This is a genomic window from Mesorhizobium sp. WSM3626 (assembly GCF_000513935.1).
Lineage (GTDB): Bacteria > Pseudomonadota > Alphaproteobacteria > Rhizobiales > Rhizobiaceae > Mesorhizobium > Mesorhizobium salmacidum.
Genome location: NZ_AZUY01000021.1, coordinates 69896 through 89158 on the forward strand (window position 1 = coordinate 69896; position 19263 = coordinate 89158).

Annotated in this window: 21 protein-coding genes; 18 read left to right on the forward strand and 3 right to left on the reverse strand. The window is 63.7% G+C overall.

The window, feature by feature from the left end:
- The first annotated feature begins 250 nt into the window (after window positions 1-250).
- Genes M653_RS0116545 through M653_RS0116560 form a run of 4 tightly spaced genes read left to right on the forward strand, consistent with a single transcriptional unit; the run spans window position 251 to window position 2623 of the window.
- Entirely contained in the window at window positions 251-712 is a 462-nt protein-coding gene (locus M653_RS0116545) for a hypothetical protein (protein WP_051442699.1), read from the forward strand.
- Window positions 709-1929, forward strand: a complete 1221-nt coding sequence (locus tag M653_RS0116550; protein WP_027144355.1) for a divalent metal cation transporter — start codon at window positions 709-711, stop codon at window positions 1927-1929. Before M653_RS0116545 ends, M653_RS0116550 begins: the two co-directional genes overlap by 4 nt.
- Window positions 1929-2288, forward strand: a complete 360-nt coding sequence (locus tag M653_RS0116555; RefSeq protein WP_027144356.1) for a hypothetical protein — start codon at window positions 1929-1931, stop codon at window positions 2286-2288. Before M653_RS0116550 ends, M653_RS0116555 begins: the two co-directional genes overlap by 1 nt.
- A 2-nt stretch (window positions 2289-2290) precedes the next feature.
- A complete protein-coding gene (locus M653_RS0116560) occupies window positions 2291-2623 on the forward strand; it encodes a hypothetical protein (protein WP_027144357.1) in 333 nt (110 codons plus the stop codon).
- A 29-nt stretch (window positions 2624-2652) separates the two neighbouring features.
- Here the strand turns inward: M653_RS0116560 and M653_RS0116565 are convergent, their stop codons facing one another.
- Window positions 2653-2979, reverse strand: coding sequence for a hypothetical protein (locus tag M653_RS0116565; protein WP_027144358.1), 327 nt, complete (start codon window positions 2977-2979; stop codon window positions 2653-2655).
- A gap of 56 nt (window positions 2980-3035) precedes the next feature.
- Window positions 3036-3287: a DUF982 domain-containing protein gene (locus tag M653_RS0116570; RefSeq protein ID WP_027144359.1), complete on the reverse strand. Its 252-nt coding sequence runs from the start codon at window positions 3285-3287 to the stop codon at window positions 3036-3038.
- A gap of 290 nt (window positions 3288-3577) precedes the next feature.
- On the opposite strand from M653_RS0116570, the gene M653_RS0116575 reads away from it, so the two are divergent.
- Together M653_RS0116575 and M653_RS0116580 are read left to right on the forward strand one after the other, a co-directional pair.
- Window positions 3578-4321 (forward strand): DUF4142 domain-containing protein, encoded by a 744-nt coding sequence (locus M653_RS0116575; RefSeq protein WP_027144360.1) that lies wholly within the window; start codon window positions 3578-3580, stop codon window positions 4319-4321.
- A 21-nt stretch (window positions 4322-4342) separates the two neighbouring features.
- Window positions 4343-4945 carry a general stress protein gene (locus tag M653_RS0116580; protein WP_027144361.1) on the forward strand — a complete coding sequence of 201 codons (603 nt, stop codon included), beginning with the start codon at window positions 4343-4345 and terminating at the stop codon, window positions 4943-4945.
- A gap of 80 nt (window positions 4946-5025) precedes the next feature.
- Here M653_RS0116580 and M653_RS0116585 read toward each other — a convergent pair whose 3' ends face one another.
- Window positions 5026-5670, reverse strand: a complete 645-nt coding sequence (locus M653_RS0116585) for a GntR family transcriptional regulator (RefSeq protein ID WP_245262177.1) — start codon at window positions 5668-5670, stop codon at window positions 5026-5028.
- 340 nt (window positions 5671-6010) lie between these two features.
- Here M653_RS0116585 and M653_RS0116590 point away from each other — a divergent pair, with 340 nt between their 5' ends.
- From M653_RS0116590 to M653_RS1000000137705, 12 genes are all read left to right on the forward strand, one after another.
- Window positions 6011-7138, forward strand: a complete 1128-nt coding sequence (locus tag M653_RS0116590) for a BMP family ABC transporter substrate-binding protein (protein WP_027144363.1) — start codon at window positions 6011-6013, stop codon at window positions 7136-7138.
- A 45-nt stretch (window positions 7139-7183) separates the two neighbouring features.
- Window positions 7184-8299 carry an ABC transporter permease gene (locus M653_RS0116595; RefSeq protein WP_051442700.1) on the forward strand — a complete coding sequence of 372 codons (1116 nt, stop codon included), beginning with the start codon at window positions 7184-7186 and terminating at the stop codon, window positions 8297-8299.
- Window positions 8299-9225 carry an ABC transporter permease gene (locus tag M653_RS0116600; RefSeq protein ID WP_027144365.1) on the forward strand — a complete coding sequence of 309 codons (927 nt, stop codon included), beginning with the start codon at window positions 8299-8301 and terminating at the stop codon, window positions 9223-9225. The genes M653_RS0116595 and M653_RS0116600 overlap by 1 nt, the downstream gene beginning before the upstream one ends.
- Window positions 9222-9941, forward strand: a complete 720-nt coding sequence (locus tag M653_RS0116605; protein WP_156938208.1) for an isochorismatase family cysteine hydrolase — start codon at window positions 9222-9224, stop codon at window positions 9939-9941. Before M653_RS0116600 ends, M653_RS0116605 begins: the two co-directional genes overlap by 4 nt.
- Before the next feature lie 10 nt (window positions 9942-9951).
- Complete coding sequence (locus M653_RS0116610) at window positions 9952-11481, forward strand: ABC transporter ATP-binding protein (protein ID WP_027144367.1); 1530 nt, start codon at window positions 9952-9954, stop codon at window positions 11479-11481.
- Entirely contained in the window at window positions 11481-12149 is a 669-nt protein-coding gene (locus M653_RS0116615) for a cysteine hydrolase (RefSeq protein WP_027144368.1), read from the forward strand. Before M653_RS0116610 ends, M653_RS0116615 begins: the two co-directional genes overlap by 1 nt.
- The gene (locus M653_RS0116620) at window positions 12142-12492 is read left to right on the forward strand and encodes a cupin domain-containing protein (RefSeq protein ID WP_027144369.1); all 351 of its coding nucleotides are present in this window, start codon (window positions 12142-12144) and stop codon (window positions 12490-12492) included. The genes M653_RS0116615 and M653_RS0116620 overlap by 8 nt, the downstream gene beginning before the upstream one ends.
- Window positions 12489-14288 (forward strand): allophanate hydrolase, encoded by a 1800-nt coding sequence (atzF, locus tag M653_RS0116625; protein WP_027144370.1) that lies wholly within the window; start codon window positions 12489-12491, stop codon window positions 14286-14288. Before M653_RS0116620 ends, atzF begins: the two co-directional genes overlap by 4 nt.
- Window positions 14289-14561: 273 nt before the next feature.
- Window positions 14562-15632 (forward strand): LuxR family transcriptional regulator, encoded by a 1071-nt coding sequence (locus M653_RS0116630; RefSeq protein WP_027144371.1) that lies wholly within the window; start codon window positions 14562-14564, stop codon window positions 15630-15632.
- 575 nt (window positions 15633-16207) lie between these two features.
- Window positions 16208-17275, forward strand: coding sequence for an OmpA family protein (locus tag M653_RS01000000132745; protein ID WP_051442698.1), 1068 nt, complete (start codon window positions 16208-16210; stop codon window positions 17273-17275).
- Between the two features lie 41 nt (window positions 17276-17316).
- Window positions 17317-18207: a hypothetical protein gene (locus M653_RS0116645; RefSeq protein WP_156938209.1), complete on the forward strand. Its 891-nt coding sequence runs from the start codon at window positions 17317-17319 to the stop codon at window positions 18205-18207.
- A gap of 790 nt (window positions 18208-18997) precedes the next feature.
- A partial coding sequence (locus M653_RS1000000137705; protein WP_027144373.1) for a hypothetical protein occupies window positions 18998-19263 on the forward strand: 266 nt, incomplete at its 3' end.

The window sequence follows — 19263 nt, forward strand, 5'->3', positions numbered from 1 at the left end:
CTCCGTGCCAGCAGTCCATCCACGTCGATGCGGTGATCAGGACGGGTTGAGGTCGGTTCGCCTCGTATTCCAAATACCGCAAGCGATCGTTTGTTCCGCTTGAGTTGGTTTCAATCGTGGCCGGCGGTTCCCTGTCACGGTCCATGTCTTGCGATGGCACTCGTGGGATCATTGATTGACGGGCACACGGGGCACTCTAGATCAATTCATGCCGATCACGATTCGCTTCGGTTGCGGGGAGACTGTTCTTGTGGCGCACCAAACGCCGGCTTTGACCTTCAGTGGCCGTCATCTCAGGCTGGATTATCTGTGCGCCCTGTTGCTTCTGGGCGTTTCGGCGGGATGCTCGTCTTCCGATCGGATCGAGCAGCAATCACAAACTGCGGCATCCGCCGCACAGACCGTATCGATGGTGCTCGATGCCTGGACAAGCGGTGCGGCGCCGTTCGCATACACCGCCGGCACGCTGCAATCGGTCGGCAAGACACTGGCCGATGCCGAGGCGCAAATCCGATCGGCCGAAACGGCCGAACCCGCCGAGCAGGCTGCATTGGCGACAGCGGTCAAGGATCTGTCGGTCGCGGTGGCTCACGCCGGGGCGGGATTGCAGGCAGGCAATCGAGCGGGGGTCCAAAAAGCAAAACAGGATCTTCAACTGGCCTCGCGCTCGCTTGCCGCCGCCTATGCAAAATATTTCGCGCCGAAGCCATGAAGAAGCTCGTGGAAATATCGCTCGGCGTCGTTACCAGCGTTGGCGGCTTCCTCGAAGTCGGATCGATGGCGACGGCGGCGCAGGCAGGCGCGACTTTCGGTTTCCAACTGATCTGGGCCGTGGTGCTCGGCACCATCTGCATCATCTTTCTGGTGGAAATGGCCGGCAGGTTCGCGGCGGTGAGCCATCACACGATCTGCGATGGCATTCGCGAGAGATTTGGCTTCAACGTCTTTGTGTGGCCGTTGCTTGCCACCTTCTTGCTCAGTCTCATGGTGCTCTCCGCCGAGATCGGCGGCGTTGCCATCGCACTCGAACTTGCCACCGGCATCGGCTTCCAGTGGTGGGCGCTGCCGGTGGCTTTTCTGGCGTGGCTGCTGCTCTGGAAAGGCACGTTCGGCCTCATCGAGAAAGGCGTGTCGATGCTCGGTCTGGTGACCTTGTGTTTTGTCGTCGCGGCCGTGATGCTGAAACCCGATTGGACAGCGGTCGCTGCCGGCGCCGTGCCTTCGCTGCCAGCCCACGATACCGCCAGTTACTGGTTCATGTCGGTCAGCATTCTCGGCGCTTCGATATCGCCGTACCTGTTCATGTTCTATTCCTCCGGGGCCATCGAGGACCAGTGGGACAAGAGCTATCTCGGTGCCAATCGGGCCATAGCGGGACTGGGGATGTCTTTCGGCGGCACCATTTCGGTCGGCGTGCTGATCGTGGCCGCCCTCGTGCTGGCGACGCACGGCATCGACCAGGTGGACGATTATCACCAATTGCCGTTGATGCTGATCCCGGTATTCGGCTTCTGGGGTTTCGTCCTGTTCGTAGCCTCTCTCGCCATTGCCTGCTTCGGCGCTACGCTCGAAGTCGGGCTGCAGCAGGCTTACCTCGTGGCTCAAGGCTTCGGCTGGACGTGGGGCGAGGACCGCAAGCCGCGCGACAACCCAGGGTTCAGCGCGGTGTACACGGTATCGTTGTTTCTTGCCGCCATCCCCATCATGCTTGGTCTCGATCCGCTGAGGCTCACCATCTTTTCCATGGCGCTGACGGCGGCCAGCCTGCCGCTGACCGTGGTTCCATTCCTGTTTCTGCTGAACGACAAACGCTACGTCGGCGAGCATCGCAACGGCATTCTCTCCAACGCCGCGGTCATCTTCATCATCGCGCTCGGCTTTGTGCTGGCCGTGGTGACGATCCCGCTGCAAATATTCGGAGGCACATGATGAAATTGCTGCGTGATCTCCTGGACAAGCAGGTGGTTGACCGCGAACAGGTCAAGATCGGCAAGATCGATGGGCTGGTGGTGGAGTTGCGGCAGGGCAAGCCGCCAAGGATCATTGCGATCGAACTCGGCTCCATCACTTTGGCGCGCCGCCTCGGCGCAGGACCCGGGCTATGGATGGCGCGACTCGCGGCAAAGCTGGGTGGCAAGCGCCATGGCGAGCCGCATCGGATCGCCTGGCACAAGGTGAGGGATATCGGCACCGACATCGAGTTCGATGTGGATGTGCGTCAGACGTCGATCTTCGCCTGGCAGGACTGGTTGCGCGATCATGTCATCGGACGCATTCCGGGAGCTTGATGATGACCATCGTCAATCTCGAACGTCTGGCTGGGCGACGCGTGCTGTCGCAGCGAGGCAAGAGCATCGGCTATATCGAGGAAATCCGCGCTGAACGGGATGGCGACGATTTCGTCGTTACCGAATTCCACGTCGGCATCCACGCTGCTTTCGAGCGTCTTTCAGCGTCGGCCATAGGCGTGGCGGTGCTCGATCTGTTTCGGCTGCGCCGCCGCGATGGTCTGTACCGCATCCCTTGGGACAAGCTCGACATCTCCGACCCGGCGCGCCCGCGGCTGCTGTGCCCGATGACCGAACTCTCCGGCATGAAGAGCGCACCCGATCGTCGCGAATAGGTCGCCGCCGCGCATCGTCGTGAACATTTTCAGCGCAGCATGCTCGCGCCCAGAAAGACTGCGGCGGCTATCAAAACGACAGCTGCAATGACAAACAGCGGCCAGTTGCCGCGAGGCCGCAGTTCCGGTTCGCTTTCGATCGGCCGCATCGCATTGGCGAAGCTGGCGTCGTTCTCGAATTTTGGCCGGGAACGTGGCGGCTCTGCTCCAGCGACCGGATTTTGTGTGTCGGCCGCCTCGGCGTCGGTCTCCAGCGGGACAATGGCGGGATCGAAGCCTGGCGTTTTGTCCTGCGTCGCTCCCGCCTCAATCTCGCCTCTGGCAGAGGCAGGGGTAGGATTTGACATCTTGGCCATGACCTCTCTCTTTCGAACCAAACTCTGCCAAATCGGCAGCGGTGGTTTTGAGACGGCTATATTTGCTCGAGCAGAATCCTGGCGTCCTTGGCCGCAACGATGAACGCCTGTCTTGCGACCTTTGGAGGCTTTTCGCCACGCATCACGGCAAGGCACGCCCTGAGCGCGGCAAGACGCATTTCGGATTTCGGCTTTGGCCAGTCCCGCAGCAGCACTTCAGCGGCATCGGACACAGAGACCACGACCCTGTCTCGGTCAATGCGGCCAGGTTGAATGATGATCGGCTTTCTGAAATGGCCCGCACGCACTTGCCCCTCCAAGACCTGCCCGTTGCTTTACAAAGCCTGCCCAAGGACGAGCCGCGCAGACCGCACGCTAACTCCGCGACCGCCGATTTGTTCCAGCGTACCTGGCGTTGGAATAGCGATGCCTGGAATCACTCGTTTTTCACGGCGTTTTTTTGCAGCCACGCCCGACGGCTCCTTCACGGATTTTGCCGCTGAATGGTCCGCTGGCATGCCGTCTCGATGGGGGAACAAAGCGCATCCCGGCTTGTTAGGTCGCAACGCAAATTCGCTCACCGACAAGGACAAAGCCGATGAAAACACGACATCTTCTCGCCTCCTTCGCAGTTGCTTGCGCTGTTCTCGCAATGCCCGCCTTTGCTGCCGACAGCGCCCAGGATTTCGTCGACAAGGCTGCCGTCGGCGGCAAGTTCGAGGTCGACTCGAGCCAGATTGCCCTGGACAAGGTTCAGGACCAACGCATCAAGGATTTTGCCCAGATGATGATCCGGGACCACGGCGCCGCCAACGCCAAGCTGGAAGCGATCGCGGGCGAACAGAAACTGAAAGTACCGCCGGCGCTCGATGCCCAGCACCAGGGCGATCTGGACAAGCTCAAGAATGCGCAGGGTCCGATCGATCCGGCTTACGTCGACCTGCAGCGCAACGCGCATGACGACGCCGTCAAGCTGTTTGAAAATTATGCCAGCGGCGGTGACAACGCCGCACTTAAGACTTTTGCCCAGCAAACGGTCGGTACGTTGAAGATGCACCAGCAGACGATCGAGAAGATCGCCGCCAGGCAAGACGCCATCACGGGAGCGACAACGCCGGCGGTGAAGACCGACAATATTCCCAACGCCGCCGCTCTCGTCCCCGGCGCAAACAGCTTCACCGAAGCCCAGGCCAAGAGCCGGATCGAGAATGCGGGATATTCGAACGTATCGAAGCTTACCAAGGACGACCAGGGCATCTGGCGCGGCCAGGCGGCCAAAGGAGGCGAAAACCTCAACGTAGGGGTCGACTACCAGGGCAACGTCGTTGCCTCGAGCAAATGAGCATGGATCAGGAGAAATCACATGAAGACGGTAACCGGACTGTTCGACAATTATGACGACGCGGCCGATGCGGTCGGCGAGCTCGAGGCGACGGGCGTCCCACATTCCAATATCAGCATCGTCGCCAACAACTCGGATGACTGGTATGAGGCAAACCGTTCCGAGGCCGCCGAAGACGCTGGCAGCGGCGCGGGAATCGGAGCTGTGATCGGGGGTGCCGGGGGCCTGCTCACGGGGCTGGGCGTCATGGCCGTCCCGGGTGTCGGCCCGGTGGTCGCGGCCGGATGGCTCGCCGCCACCGCCGCGGGGGCGGTTGCCGGCGCCGTGGCTGGTGGAGCGGCCGGCGGCATTATCGGCGGTCTGACAGAGTCGGGTGTGCCCGAGCGCGACGCACACGTCTATGCGGAAGGTGTACGCCGCGGCGGCACCCTGGTGACGGCCAAGGTGGACGACGAACTCGTGCCGAATGCCGAGGAGATTTTGGGTCAGTCCCGATCGGTCGACCTGGCTGAACGCCGCAGGATGTACGAGGCGGACGGCTGGACCGGCTTCGACGTCAATGCAGGCGAATACGCACCCAAGGACGTCGATCGCGACGGCGGCCGCGCAATCAATCGACCCTGAAAGCGGATCCCGGCCCTGGCTGCGACGAGGCCATGAGCGCGCAGTGCGGCCGGGTGGAACCATTTCTTCTCGATATGCCTCTAAGGGTGTAGCGGCGCGGCTCGCGCCTGGTCGTCAACGACAAACACGGCGCTCGCTTCACTGACGATGGACACGTGTTCCATGGCGGCCTTGCCCGCAGCTGGGCCATCGCCACGCAGGATCGCGGTGACGATGGCGTCGTGCTCCTGCCAGGATTTCGCCAGGCGTCCGGTCAGCCTGAACTGGGCGCGGCGAAAGGGGGCCAGCCGGCTGCGCGTCATCGCGGTCAACTCGTAGATGTGCGTGCTGTGGGCACCGCGATAGAGCCGGCTGTGGAACTCGGTGTTGAAATACTCATAGTCTTCCTCGGCACCCAGCCGTACCAGCCGCGCCGAGGCCTGATGCTCGGTCTCGAGCGCGCGGCGCTCGCTGCCGGTCATGCGCTCGGCGCAGAAGCGCGCGCATATGCCTTCCAGTTCGGCCATGCTCTCGAACATCGAGGCGAGGTGCTCCTGCGTGACGACGGCGACGATGGCGCCCCGGTTGGGCCGCCGCTCGACGAGGCCCATGGCGCTGAGTTGGCCAAGCGCCTCGCGCACCGGCGTGCGTGAAACCTCGAAGCGGGCGGCAAGCGAGACCTCGTCGAGTTTTTCGCCGGGACGCAGCACGCCGGTGACGATGCGGTCGCCGATCGCCCTCACCATCTGATCGACCGTCGTGCCCGTCCGGATCAGGCTGCGCTTTCCCGACAAAACTGCTTCGCCTCCCGTGCTTCGGTGTTCCAGGTTCCTGAAATCCTGCGGCCGAACGGCACGACCCCGACTCGGCCGCACCCTCTATGCCTATGTTTTAATCTGCCTGTCAAATTGTCTGTTTTCAAGGCAAAAAGTGCATGCAATTGCCTTTCGCTTGTGCATGTTGCCTCATGAGTCTCATTGATTTTATTTATGAAATTTTGACGATCGAATTGGCACAGCGATTGCATGCACTTTCTTGAGAAGGCGTTAACCGACCCGGAAGGGGTCCTGCAGGGGAGCATAAGAGATGACCGACAGATTCATGCTAAGCCGTCGCCAGTTGCTCAAGACCTCCGCCGCTGGAGCAGCTTTAGGGCTTGCTTCCGCGGCCTTTCCCATCGGCAAGGCATTCGCCGCCGCCACGACCGTCGGCTTCATCTATGTCGGGCCGAAGGACGACTACGGCTACAACCAGGCGCATGCCGAGGGTGCCGCAGCGCTGAAGAGCATCGAGGGTCTCACCGTCGTCGAGGAGGAGAACGTGCCGGAGACGGTCGATGTTCAGAAGACGATGGAATCGATGATCAACCTCGACGGCGCCTCGCTGATCTTCCCGACCTCGTTCGGCTACTTCGACCCCCACATGCTGGCCATGTGCAAGAAGTTCCCCGACGTGCAGTTCCGCCATTGCGGCGGCATGTGGGACAAGGCCAAGCACCCGATGAATGCCGGCTCCTATTTCGGTTATATCGGCATGGGCCAGTATCTCAACGGCGTGGTCGCAGGCCACACCTCGAAGACCAAGAAGCTCGGCTTCGTCGCGGCTAAGCCGATCCCGCAGGTGTTGCTCAACATCAACTCCTTCCTGCTCGGCGCACGCTCGGTCGATCCGTCCATCACTTGCCAGGTCATCTTCACCGGCGAATGGTCGCTGGCGGTCAAGGAAGCGGAAGCCACCAACGCGCTGGTCGACCAGGGCGCCGACGTCATCACCAGCCATGTCGACAGCCCCAAAGTGGTGGTCGAGACGGCCGCCGGGCGCGGCGCCTTTGTCTGCGGTTATCACGCCAACCAGAGCCCGCTGGCGCCCGAGAAATACCTGACCGGGGCCGAGTGGAACTGGGCCAAGGTCTATAAGATGTTCGTCGCCGACCTCGTCGCCGGCACGCCGCTGCCCAACTTCACGCGCGGCGGGTTGGCTGACGGTTTCGTCAAGATGAGCCCGCTCGGCCCCGCCGTCGGCGAGCCCGCGCGCAAGCAGTTCGACGCCACGCTGGCCGAAATGATGAAAGGCGGCTTCGCCGTCATCAAGGGACCGCTGAAGAGCAACAAAGGGGCTGTCGTGGCCACTGCGGGCCAAGCGTTCCCGGAGGCCGCCATCGAACTCGAAAGCATGGACTATCTGGTCGAGGGCGTCGTCGGCTCGACCGCCTGATCTGAGGGGAACGGGGCGATGACGGATACGGTGACAGGGGCCGGCATGCCGGCACTATTCGGCGCCAGGGGCTATCCGGCGGCGCTGGAATGGATGGCGCGGCGGGCAGAGACGTTTGTCATTCCGCTCGCGGCGCTGATCGTCGGCATGGCGCTGTTAAGCCTGTTCATCGCCCTGGTCGGCAAGTCGCCGGTCCTGCTCTACGAGACCATGTGGCGGGGCGGCTTCGGCTCGTGGTTCTCCATCCAGAACTCGCTTTCGCGGGCCGCACCGCTGTTGCTGGCGGCGCTTTGCGTGGCGTTGCCGGCGCGGCTCGGCCTCGTTGTCATCGGCGGCGAGGGCGCTATCGTGCTCGGCGGCGTCGCCGCCGCTGCCATCGGCGTGGCGCTCAGCGGCGCGCCTTCCTTCATCGTCATTCTTGCCATGGGCGTGGCGGGCATGGCCGCCGGCGGCATCTGGATCGGTGCCGTCGGCGCGCTGCGCCACTACCGGGCGGTCAACGAAACCATCTCCAGCCTGCTGATGGCCTATATCGCCATCGCGCTGATGAACCAGTTGGTGGAGGGGCCGCTTCGCGATCCGGCCTCGCTCAACAAGCCGTCGACCCAGCCGCTGGCGGACATCTACCGCATCGGCAACATTCCGGGCATGGATGTGCATTGGGGACTGATTGTGGGCGTCGTCGCCTGCCTCCTCTCCTGGGTGCTCATCGAAAAGACGCGCTGGGGCTTTGCCGCGCGCATCGCCGGCGGCAATGTGCGGGCAGCGCAAGTGCAGGGGCTGGCCGTTGGGCCGCTCATCGTCGGTTTCACGGCACTCGCCGGCGGCTTTGCCGGGCTCGCCGGCATGCTGGAGGTCGCCGCCGTGCAGGGCAGCGCCAACGCTTCGCTCGCCGCCGGCTATGGCTACACCGGCATCCTCGTCGCCTTCCTCGCCCGCCACAATCCGCTGGCCATCGTCCCGGTCGCCATCCTGCTTGGCGGCATCGATGCCTCGGGCGGGCTGATCCAGCGCCGCATGGACCTGCCCGACGCCACCGTGCTGGTGCTGCAAGGCATGATCTTCATCGTCATCCTGTTCAGCGAAACCTTCTACGGCCGCTTCAAGGCCTTCAATCCCGATCTCTGGACGAGGCCCGATCTCCCGAGGGGGGCTGCCTGATGGACGCGACCGAGATCGGCCTCTGGGGCGTGCCGCTCGCCATCCTCGGCGGCGCCATCCGCGTGTCGACGCCCTTCATTTTCGTCTCGCTGGGCGAGGCGATCACCGAGCGTTCCGGCCGCATCAATCTCGGGCTCGAAGGCACGCTCGTCTTCGGCGCCATGACGGCTTATGCGATCGCGGTGATGACCGGCTCGCCCTGGCTCGGCCTCGTCGCCGCCGCCGGCGCCGGCCTGTGCTTCGGCCTGTTCCATGGCTGGATCTGCAAATTCCCGAAGGTCAACGACATCGCCATCGGCATTGCACTGATGCTGTTCGGTTCGGGTCTCGCCTTCTTCTTCGGCAAACCGTTCATCAAGCCGAAGGCGCCCAACCTGCCTGCCATTCCCTTCGGCGGCTGGTCCGACGTCCCGCAGGTGCAGGCAGCGCTCGACGTCAACGTGCTGTTCCTCATCGGGGCCGTGCTGTCGGTCGTCCTGTGGTGGGCGTTCCGCAACACCCGCGCCGGCCTCATCGTGCGCGTCGTCGGCGACAGTTCGGATGCTGCCCGCGCCATGGGCCTCAACCCCAATACGGTGCGGCTGCTGGCCACCGGGGTCGGCGGTGCACTGGCCGGCATCGGTGGGGCCTATCTGTCGCTCTACTATCCCGGCAGTTGGACAGAACGCATCTCGTCGGGCCAGGGCTTGATGGCGGTGGCGCTGGTCATCTTCGCGCGCTGGAACCCGCTCGGCTGTTTTGCCGCCGCCCTTCTGTTCGGCGGGGCAGGCGCGCTCGGCCCGGCGCTGCAATCAGTCGGCGTGACGCAGGGCTACTATCTGTTCTATGCCGCCCCCTACATCCTCACCCTCATAATCATGATCGCCACCTCGTCGCCGACACGCTCGCTCGCCGGCGCGCCAGGCGAATTGTCGATCACCAAATGACTGGAGCTTTGCCCGTGAACGCCAGAGCCGAAATCACCCAGCACACGATCGATGCAGAGCCTTATCCGTGGCCCTACAATGGCGATCTGCGGCCCGACAACACGGCGCTGATCATCATCGACATGCAGACCGATTTCTGCGGGCCGGGCGGCTATGTCGACCACATGGGCTACGACCTGTCGCTAGTGCGGGCTCCGATCGAACCAATCAAGGCCGTGCTCTCGGTGATGCGGGCCAAGGGCTACACCATCATCCACACGCGCGAGGGGCATCGGCCCGATCTCGCCGACCTGCCGGCCAACAAGCGCTGGCGCTCGCGCCGCATCAATGCCGGCATCGGCGACCCAGGTCCGTGCGGGCGCATCCTGGTACGCGGCGAGCCGGGCTGGGACATCATCCCCGACCTCCACCCGATCGAGGGCGAGCCGATCATCGACAAGCCGGGCAAGGGCTCGTTCTGCGCCACCGATCTTGAGCTGATCCTCAACCAGCGCGGCATCGAGAACATCGTGCTCACCGGCATCACCACGGATGTCTGCGTCCACACCACCATGCGCGAGGCCAACGACCGCGGCTATGAATGCATGATGCTGGAGGATTGCTGCGGGGCCACCGACCACGGCAACCATCTGGCGGCGATCAAGATGATCAAGATGCAGGGCGGCGTCTTCGGCACGGTGTCGAATTCGAAGGCGCTCGTCGCGCAGCTGCCGTGAGGAGGGCGCTATGAGTGACAGCGTCAGAAAAGCCGTCGGCGTCGAAACCATCGGCATGACCATGCGCTTCGGTGCCTTCACGGCGCTGGACGCCGTATCGGTGAAGGTGCCGGCAGGCTCGTTCCACGCGCTGCTCGGCGAGAACGGCGCCGGCAAGTCGACGCTGGTCAAATGCATGATGGGTTTTTATCACCCGACTTCCGGCGACATGCTGGTCGATGGCCGGGAGGTCAAGATCACCAGCCCCAGGGATGCCTCGGCGCTCGGGCTCGGCATGGTCTACCAGCATTTCACGCTGGTGCCGTCGCTGACCGGAGCGGAGAACCTTGTCATCTCGCGGGAAAAGGTGCCCGGCATCATCGACTGGCGCAAGGAGCGGGGCGATCTTGCCGTGTTCATGGAGCGCATGCCGTTCAAGCTGCCGCTCGACGTCAAGGTGGCGGAGCTTGCCGCCGGCGAGAAGCAGAAGCTCGAAATCATCAAACAGCTCTATCTCGGCCGCTCCTTCCTGGTGCTGGACGAGCCGACATCGGTGCTGACGCCGGGCGAAGCGCAGGAGGTGCTGGGGCTGGTGCGCGACATGACCAAGGCCGGCGACCTCACAGTTCTGATGATCTCGCACAAATTCCATGAGGTCATGGCATTCGCCGACGATGTCAGCGTGTTGCGCAAGGGCAAGCTGACGGGAACTGGCCGCGTCGCCGACCTCGACCACAAGGCGATGGCGGCGATGATGATCGGCGACCAGCCGATCGTCACGCTTGACAGCCGCGCGACGCCGAAACCCGATGCCGAGATCGTGCTCAAGGTCAAATCGCTGAAGGCGCCGGATCGAACCGGGATGAAGTCGATCAGCATCGAGGACCTCGGCGTGCGCTCCGGCGAGATCGTCGGCATCGCCGGCATTTCCGGAAACGGCCAGAAGGAGTTTCTGGAAGTGCTTGCCGGCCAGCGTCCGCGTGACGCCGGCGAGGTGTTGGTGCGCGGTGCCGCCTATGCCGCGACGCGTGCCGAGGCGCGGGCGCTCAATGTGCGGCTCATTCCCGAAGAGCCGCTGAAGAATGCCTGTGCGCCGAAAATGACGGTGGCCGAGAACATCTCCTTCCGCACCTTCGACATGGACGGCAATGGCAGACGGGTGAACTGGATCAGCACCGGCGCCATTCGCGCCTTCAGCGCTCGCCTGGTCGAGCAGTTCAAGGTCAAGACCGCCTCGCTGTCCTCGCCCATCGCCTCGCTGTCGGGCGGCAATGTGCAGCGCGCGGTGCTGGCCCGCGAACTGACCGGCGAGGTCGACCTGCTGATCGTCTCCAACCCCTGCTTCGGCCTCGATTTCTCGGCGGTGGCCGAAATCCGCGCCCGCATCATGAAGGCGCGCAACGCGGGTACGGCCGTGCTGTTGATGTCGGAAGACCTCGACGAGCTCTTGGAATTGTCCGACCGCATTTTCGTCATGTCGGATGGCGCGCTGGTCTATGAGACGCCGATCGGCCGGGCGAGCGTGCAGACCATCGGCGAGCATATGGCGGGACATCATTGATGGCGGAAATCGACGCGCAGCCGTTCGCCTTTGCGTTCAAGCCCGACACGATGGCGCTGGTCGTCATCGACATGCAGCGCGATTTTGCCGAGCCCGGCGGCTTTGGCGCCAGCCTCGGCAACGATGTCAGCCGCATCGCCGCCATCGTGCCGACAGTGAAGAAGCTGATCGAGGGGTTCCGTGCCGCCGGCCTGCCTGTGATCCACACGATGGAGTGCCACCGCGCCGACCTCTCCGACCTGCCGCCGGCCAAGCGCAACCGCGGCAATCCGTCGATCCGTATCGGCGATGTCGGACCCATGGGCCGCGTGCTGATATCAGGCGAACCGGGAACGGCGATCCTCGACGAGTTGGCGCCGCTGCCCGGCGAGATCGTCATCGAGAAGCCGGGCAAGGGCGCCTTCTATGCGACGAGCTTCGGTGACGAACTGAAGCGGCTTGGCGCGCAGCAACTGGTTTTCGCCGGCGTCACCACCGAGGTCTGCGTGCAGACGACGATGCGCGAGGCCAATGATCGCGGCTATGAGTGCCTGCTCGCCGAAGATGCGACGGAAAGCTATTTTCCGGAGTTCAAGGCAGCGGCGCTTGCCATGATCCGCGCCCAAGGCGCCATCGTCGGCTGGACGGCGACGACCGACCAGGTGCTGCAGGGAGTAGCGAATGGCTAATCTGAGTTTTGCCGGTCTCGTCGGTGGCGGCTGGCGCGAGCTGGCGTTCGAGCCTTTTCGCGACGGCATCACGGTGCATTGGCTGCTCAAGGGCGGACCGGTCGAGCCGTCGGTGGCGATCCTCGACTACCGGGCCGGCGCCGGCGTGCCACGCCACCGCCATGTCGGGCTGGAAACCATCGTCGTGCTCGAGGGCACGCAGAGCGATGAGAACGGCGATTATCCCCGGGGCAGCGTCATCCTGAACCCGGTCGGGACCGAGCACTCGGTGTGGACTAAGGACGGCTGCGTCGTGCTGATCCAGTGGGACCTGCCGGTAATTATTCTGGGGGAGGCCACATGAGTGAGATCCGCTTCGATATCGTCAGTCTGCACGCGGCCTATGCCAGCGGCGTGACTGTCGCGGATATGATCGATGCCGTGCATGCCCGCATCGTGGCGGCTGACGATCCCGGCATCTTCATCCATCTGCCCGGGAAGACGGACATGCTGGCGCAGGCACAAGAGCTCGGACCGTTCGATCCAGCGACCAAACCGCTGTGGGGCGTCCCGTTCGCGGTCAAGGACAATATCGATGTCGCCGGCATGCCGACCACAGCAGCCTGCGCCGAATACGCCTATGTGCCGGAGACGGACGCTACTGTCGTGGCGCGGCTGAAGGCGGCCGGCGCGCTGGTCGTCGGCAAGACCAATCTCGACCAGTTCGCCACCGGACTGGTCGGCGTTCGCACGCCTTACCCGATCCCGAGGAACGCTGTCGATGCCAGCCTTGTGCCTGGCGGCTCGTCCTCAGGGTCAGCGGTGGCGACGGCGCGTGGCATCGTCTCCTTCGCGCTCGGTACCGACACGGCTGGGTCCGGCCGCATCCCCGCCGGCCTCAACAATATCGTCGGGCTGAAGCCGACTGTCGGTGCGCTCTCGGCCGCCGGCGTGGTGCCAGCCTGCCGCACACTTGACTGCGTCTCCGTGTTCGCACTCACCGTCGAAGATGCCTATACGGTGTTCGGCGTCGCGGCGGCCGAGGATCCGGCCGACGCCTATTCGCGCGCGATCAAGGTGCCGGCGCTTGCCGCCCGGCCGCCCGTGCTGAACGTCGGGGTGCCGGCGAAAAGCGACCTGAAGTTCTTCGGCGACGCTTCGATGCAGGCCGGCTTCGAGGCAGCACTTGGCCTTCTGGAAACGCTTGGCTGCCGGCTGGTCGAAATTCCGTTCAGCGATTTCTACGCCACCGCCAATCTTCTCTACGAAGGCGCCTGGGTCGCCGAGCGCTACGCGGCGATCAGCGACTTCATGGACGCCAACGAGGCTGCCATGCATCCGGTGACGCGCAAGATCATCGGCGGCGCCAGAAGCCTTTCGGCGGCCGACGCCTTTCGCGGCCTCTATGCCTTGCAGGCCTACAAGGCGAAGCTCGCCCCGGTCGTCGCCTCGGTCGACCTGTTCTGCGTGCCGACCGCGCCTACGCATTACACCACAGCCGCGGTGCTTGCCGATCCGGTCGTGACCAACAGCCGGCTTGGCACCTACACCAACTTCGTCAACTTGCTCGATATGTGCGGCGTCGCTGTGCCGACAGGCAAACGCGGCGACGGCCTGCCGATGAACGTCACCTTGCTGGCGCCGGCCGGCCGCGATGCGCAGACGGCGATGCTCGCCCGCGACCTGCATGCGCAGAGCGGCCTGCCGCTCGGCGCAACGGGTTGGCCGCAGCTCGGCCCGCGGCCGGCCGCCGTGCCGCCATGCGACGGCATGATCGACCTGGTGGTGGTCGGCGCGCATCTGTCGGGCATGCCGCTCAACGGCCAGCTCAACCAGCTCGGCGCGCAATTCCTGCGCGCGACCAGGACCGCCGCCGCTTACAAGCTCTATGCGTTGGCCGGCCAGTCCGTGCCCAAGCCCGGCCTGATCCGCGTCGCCGATGGCGGCATGCGGATCGACGTCGAGGTCTGGCGGCTTGGGCCTGAGGCTTTCGGCCGTTTCGTCGCCGCTATTCCGGCTCCGCTCGGCATCGGCACGGTCGAACTCGACGACGGCACCCCCGCCAAGGGTTTTCTGGTCGAAAGCGCGGGCTTGGACGGTGCCTCCGACATCTCCTCATTCGGCGGCTGGCGCCGCTTTGTCGCACGCGGCAATAGTTGAATGAGCGACCCGAGACATAGGTGACGTATCGTACCGGACACATGGGTGACGACGCAACGAGTGACGACACCGATTTGGGCAGATAGCAAGACGTCGATAGTCCTCTGCGCAACGTGTTGCGGCGTACGACGAAGCCCGGAGACGAACGGCTTCTCGGCGTCTTCATCTGACCCTGCGTCGAACGCGGTCGGCCTGAGAGATACCTCCTTGGCCGGCAATTTGCTATTGTCCTCGTTCGCAGCACAATAAGTAGGCTGCGTAAGATGGGCGCGAATGTTTACAGAAATTCTCGATGCGCTTTATGAAGCTGCGTTCATAGCGGAAAAGTGGCCCGCTGTTCTCGGGCAGATCACCAATGTGTCGGCATCAAAAGGCGGTGCGCTCTTTGTATTCGCGGATGGCATGCCGATTCGGGGAAAGGCCGTGGCACAGCTGCAGGATTTGATGGACGAGTTCCTTGAGGACGAAAGCTTGCGCTTGTCCACAGCCGCTGCGCGTATGGGGGCCGTTCGTCCGGCAAGCTTCGTGGATGTAGACAGATTCATGACGGCCGACGAGGTGCGGGATGATCCTATGCGCATTCGGCTGCGCGAGCGTGGCCTGGGCGTGAATGCTTGCGCGGCTATTGCCATGCCCACAGGTGAGATCGCGATGTTTGTTTTCCAGCGCGGGCTCGACGAAGGAGGCTACGAAGAGCAGCAGCTTGAAGTCCTCGACAGGATCCGACCCGACATGGCGCGCGCCACGCTCGCGGCAGCCCGGCTTGGTCTTGTGCAGGCGCGCGGCGCCGTCGACGCGTTAGCCAGGATCGGGCTTCCGGCCGCTGTTCTCGCCGCCAACGGGCGGGTTCGGGTGACCAACAGCCTATTCGACCGCGAGAAGTCGCTTTTTCTGCCGACGGCATTCGGCGGCGTCGCCCTCGCCAACAATGAGAGCAACCGTCTGTTCCAGGCCGCGCTGCAGGCGATGCGTGGCGAACTGCCCCCGCGATCTATCCCTGTGCGGGGCACACCGCCGGCGGTGGTGCATGTCCTTCCGCTCAAACGGAGCGCGCATGACCTTTTCGACGGAGGTGATCTGCTTGTCGTGGCGACGGCGATCTCGGCAAGCGCTCTCGTCCCGTCCCCGACCATCTTGACCGGGCTGTTCGACCTGACACCTGCCGAGGTAAATCTTGTGATCGCGTTGGCCAAGGGACATAGCCTCAAGGCGGCGGCAGCCGAAGCCGGGCTGCAATTCTCAACCGTGCGCACTTACCTCAACCGCGTTTTTCGCAAGACCGGTACAAACCAGCAAAGCCAGCTGGTTGCCCTCCTGAAGTCGGCGCACCCGCTCCCGCGCTGACGAGCCTTCCAGAGGGGGCCCCTTCCTTCGAACGCAGTCCGCCGCTTTCCATCATCATATGATGATAGGCGACGCCCGGTTTTCGCGGCAATTTCTCCTGCGACGCTTGGTGCTGTCCCGCAGACGAGAGCGACGCCGCAATTCGTCCACCAAAGCAAGGCCCGTCGGCAAGGGGGAGTGACGATGCTGGGAAGCGTTGTCCGCGGTTCACAATCCGCTGAGAGCCTGCTGAAGCGGGACGACAATCATCGTGCTTGGCGTCGAGCTAATGACCATCCTTGTGACCTGCAAGAGGATCCCAAGCACGCCGGCATATTCGAGCAGGCGATCCCCCCTGTGTCATCACGCCGAAACGCGCAGCAGATTGGGATCGAACATGGCCAAGTCATGGCGCCAATATCCGGCATACAATCATTCAATTTCCCCAATCAGATCACGGCCCCAGCAATGGGAGCAGCGCTACAGCTGCTTTCGGCCGAATGTCTCCGCTGCGCGTCGCGTTGGCGGTTCCGGTCTGCGGTTTGTCGGCGCAGCAGTCCACCCCGTTTGCCTCGAGGTATAAGACGATGAGAACCATGGCCAGCGCGAAGGGGATCGGCTCCATCGCCGTGCTGCTGATCATAGGCGGTCTGGGCATCGCGCTGCCTGTACGGGCGGCCGATGTCGAAGGTAGTTCCGATCACCTGCTGGTCGGGCGCTACGACGGCTCCGAGATCGTCGGTTACAAGACGACGGAATTCGACGAGGCAAACCTCGTCGAAGCTCCCTTTTCGCCGACGAGCACCAATGGCGGCACTGGCTTCAAGACGGTCGAAGGCCACATCACGCTCATCTACTACACACTGCCACAAGGCCGTTCGACGCTCGAGGTGCTCCGCAACTACGAGGAAGGCCTGAAGGCGAAGGGCTTCTCGGAGGTCTTCACCTGCGCCACCAAGAATGGCTCCTGCTTCGAATCCGGCCAGCCCGAAGGTGGATATCTTCTCGGCCAGGCCGTGGGCGATCCGCTCACCGTTCCCAAGCTTGCGGATGACTACGTTCAGAACTGGTTCCAGGAAGGCGGACGCTACCTCCTCGCCCGGCTCGACCGCCAGGAGGGAGCGGTCTACGCGGCTCTCTATCTTGGTGAAAGCAGCAGCGGCAACGTCGCCGTCGTCCGGGTCGTCGAGACCAAGGAGATGGAGACCGGCAAGATCCGGGTGGTCACCGCGAAAGAGATCGGGACGGCACTCTCCGACACCGGAAAGATTGCGGTCTATGGGATATTGTTCGACTTCGACAAGGACGTCATCAAGCCTGAGTCCAAGCCGGCGCTCGACGAGATCGCGCAGCTACTGACGTCGGAGCCGGACCTGAAGCTGCGCGTCGTCGGCCACACCGACAGCCAGGGCGGCGCAGACTACAATCTCGATCTGTCCCGGCGGCGCGCTGCCAACGTCGTTGCGGCGCTTGTCTCCCAATACGGCATCGCCGCCGATCGCCTCGCCTCTGATGGCGCCGGCATGACGCAACCGGTCGCATCCAATGACACCGAAGAAGGGCGTGCCAAGAACCGCCGCGTCGAACTACAGCGGGACGACCTGGGCGGTGGTGCTTCTGGCGGTAGCGGCGGCGCCGCGGCCAAGTCAAGCAACGCCGGTTAGGCAGGACAAGGCACGTGACAGTAAGCGAGAAGGACCGTCAAATGGCTGCCAAAGAATGCCGGACTGGGGCCGGCGGGTTCCGGCTCCTTCTCCTTTGCATAGCTACCCTGCTTATCTTGGAGTCGCCGGCTTTAGCTGCTTCGAATTTCGACTTCGTGCCCGCGGCAGGCACAAGCAGCGGCAACAAGCACAAGACGCTCAGACCGGCCGGCGGCGATGAGGCCGGGGGAGGCGGCACGCCTCAAACGCCGGCGGATATGGGCGACATGCCGCCGATGCAGCAGGCGGATGGCACCTGCGGCGATGGCAATGCAATGGCGACGGTGGTCATCAACCAGCCGGGCCTCGACAAGCTCAACGTGCGCAGCGGTCCCGGTGGCCAGGTGGTCGGCACAGTGCCGGAAGGCGGCACCGTGTCAGTGGTCGGCCCGTGCGGTGCGATCAGCGGGGCGGCGGGCTTCGCCAAGCCGAAGACGCAGCAAGGCGGCGGTGCCGGAGGTTGGTGCCAGATCAGCGCGCCGGTGCACGGTTGCGTGTCGTCCCAGTTTCTTGCGTTCGGTGGCGACACCGGCCTGTCCGGGGGTGCGGCCGGCTTCGCGAAGCCGAAGAGCAAGCCGCAGGTGCCCGCGGCGGCGGCGGCCGGCTTCTCGGGACGCTGGGCCGCCAATGCCGACAACATCGCTTACAGCTTCTCGCTCAAGCAGAAGGGCAACAGCGTCTCCGGCAACTATCAGGGCGCCGACGGCAGCGCCGGAAATATCAGTGGCAAGATGAGTGGCAACATTCTGCGCTTCTCCTGGGTCCAGAAGGACGGCGCCCGCGGGAGCGGCAAGTTCGTGCTCGCCGACGACGGCCAGTCGTTCGACGGCACCTACAACTTCTCCAACAATCCCGATGCCGTCGAGGGCAGTTGGAACGGGACGCGGCAATGATCGCGAGGACCAGATGTTTTCGTCGGACGCAGCTTCAACAGGTACCCGAAGGAGTTGAGCCATGTCTTTCGAGCGAACGGCGCGCCGCTTGTGGGGGCTCCTCGCGGTATTGACGCTGATGTCTCTTCCCCAACCAGACCCGGCGCATGCCAGCGACTGCACGTCATTCTCAGGCGTCTGTGTGGATGAGCGCCTGACGTTCAACGGGAACTCACGCGTCCTCGAGATTACCCTGTGGCCAGATGGAAATACTGACGTTTTTAACGTAATCGTGCCCGGACAACCCCAGACGGAATGGAAAACTGGTTCAGTCCTAAGGCTGGCGGTTCAGCCGGATGGCACCGTGAGCTATTCGGCACAGGGTTGCTACGGCGGCAAATATGGACTCTCGTCAAGTTGCGGGAATTGGCGCCAGGTCACGCGACGATTCCCGCCCCTCCATTCTGCCAGCACCGGCGGAAGCGGAGGAGACTCGACTGCCGAAACGGGGGTCGATCGACCGGGACACGATTACGACCGGTTCGACTTGGAGGCTACAATCGCAGGCTTCGGACCCTGCAAATCGGCGTGCGAATCCGACGCAAACTGCAAGGCTTGGACTTACATCAAGCCCGGCGTTCAGGGTCCGAAACCAATATGCTGGCTGAAATCGGCTGTGCCGCCGCCAACGCCGAACGGCTGTTGCGTCTCGGGTGTGAAGGCGGGAACAGCCTCGGCCCCTCCGTCGCCGCCGGAGAAGCCTGTCAAGCACACCGGCAGGAGCAACGCGTGTGTCGCCTATGGCGATCGCATGTCCGCCATTGCCAGCGAGGCGCGCGGCCTTGGCTGTAAATTCGTCCAGACCGCCCCCTGGAACAACCCCCAGGACTATTGGCTGCAGCGATGCGTGGCGCATTCCGGCGACGGTGTCGCCGATTCCGAAGAGGCTAGGTTCAAGCAGCGATTGAACGACTGTAAGGCCGGCGGTGGAAGTAGCGCCGCCGCGGCGGGTGACGGTGGTGGCGGGGCCGATGCCTCCTGTGGCGGAGGGACGGCGACGGTGGTGATCAACCAGCC

Excerpts from the sequence above, each read along its gene's own strand:
- M653_RS0116550 (WP_027144355.1), top strand. The coding sequence starts at position 709 with ATGAAGAAGCTCGTGGAAATATCGCTCGGCGTCGTTACCAGCGTTGGC.
- M653_RS0116555 (WP_027144356.1), top strand. The coding sequence starts at position 1,929 with ATGAAATTGCTGCGTGATCTCCTGGACAAGCAGGTGGTTGACCGCGAA.
- M653_RS0116560 (WP_027144357.1), top strand. The coding sequence starts at position 2,291 with ATGACCATCGTCAATCTCGAACGTCTGGCTGGGCGACGCGTGCTGTCG.
- M653_RS0116565 (WP_027144358.1), bottom strand. The coding sequence starts at position 2,979 with ATGGCCAAGATGTCAAATCCTACCCCTGCCTCTGCCAGAGGCGAGATT.
- M653_RS0116575 (WP_027144360.1), top strand. The coding sequence starts at position 3,578 with ATGAAAACACGACATCTTCTCGCCTCCTTCGCAGTTGCTTGCGCTGTT.
- M653_RS0116580 (WP_027144361.1), top strand. The coding sequence starts at position 4,343 with ATGAAGACGGTAACCGGACTGTTCGACAATTATGACGACGCGGCCGAT.
- M653_RS0116585 (WP_245262177.1), bottom strand. The coding sequence starts at position 5,670 with ATGGTGAGGGCGATCGGCGACCGCATCGTCACCGGCGTGCTGCGTCCC.
- M653_RS0116590 (WP_027144363.1), top strand. The coding sequence starts at position 6,011 with ATGACCGACAGATTCATGCTAAGCCGTCGCCAGTTGCTCAAGACCTCC.
- M653_RS0116595 (WP_051442700.1), top strand. The coding sequence starts at position 7,184 with ATGCCGGCACTATTCGGCGCCAGGGGCTATCCGGCGGCGCTGGAATGG.
- M653_RS0116600 (WP_027144365.1), top strand. The coding sequence starts at position 8,299 with ATGGACGCGACCGAGATCGGCCTCTGGGGCGTGCCGCTCGCCATCCTC.
- M653_RS0116605 (WP_156938208.1), top strand. The coding sequence starts at position 9,222 with ATGACTGGAGCTTTGCCCGTGAACGCCAGAGCCGAAATCACCCAGCAC.
- M653_RS0116610 (WP_027144367.1), top strand. The coding sequence starts at position 9,952 with ATGAGTGACAGCGTCAGAAAAGCCGTCGGCGTCGAAACCATCGGCATG.
- M653_RS0116615 (WP_027144368.1), top strand. The coding sequence starts at position 11,481 with ATGGCGGAAATCGACGCGCAGCCGTTCGCCTTTGCGTTCAAGCCCGAC.
- M653_RS0116620 (WP_027144369.1), top strand. The coding sequence starts at position 12,142 with ATGGCTAATCTGAGTTTTGCCGGTCTCGTCGGTGGCGGCTGGCGCGAG.
- atzF (WP_027144370.1), top strand. The coding sequence starts at position 12,489 with ATGAGTGAGATCCGCTTCGATATCGTCAGTCTGCACGCGGCCTATGCC.
- M653_RS0116630 (WP_027144371.1), top strand. The coding sequence starts at position 14,562 with ATGTTTACAGAAATTCTCGATGCGCTTTATGAAGCTGCGTTCATAGCG.
- M653_RS01000000132745 (WP_051442698.1), top strand. The coding sequence starts at position 16,208 with ATGGCCAGCGCGAAGGGGATCGGCTCCATCGCCGTGCTGCTGATCATA.
- M653_RS0116645 (WP_156938209.1), top strand. The coding sequence starts at position 17,317 with ATGGCTGCCAAAGAATGCCGGACTGGGGCCGGCGGGTTCCGGCTCCTT.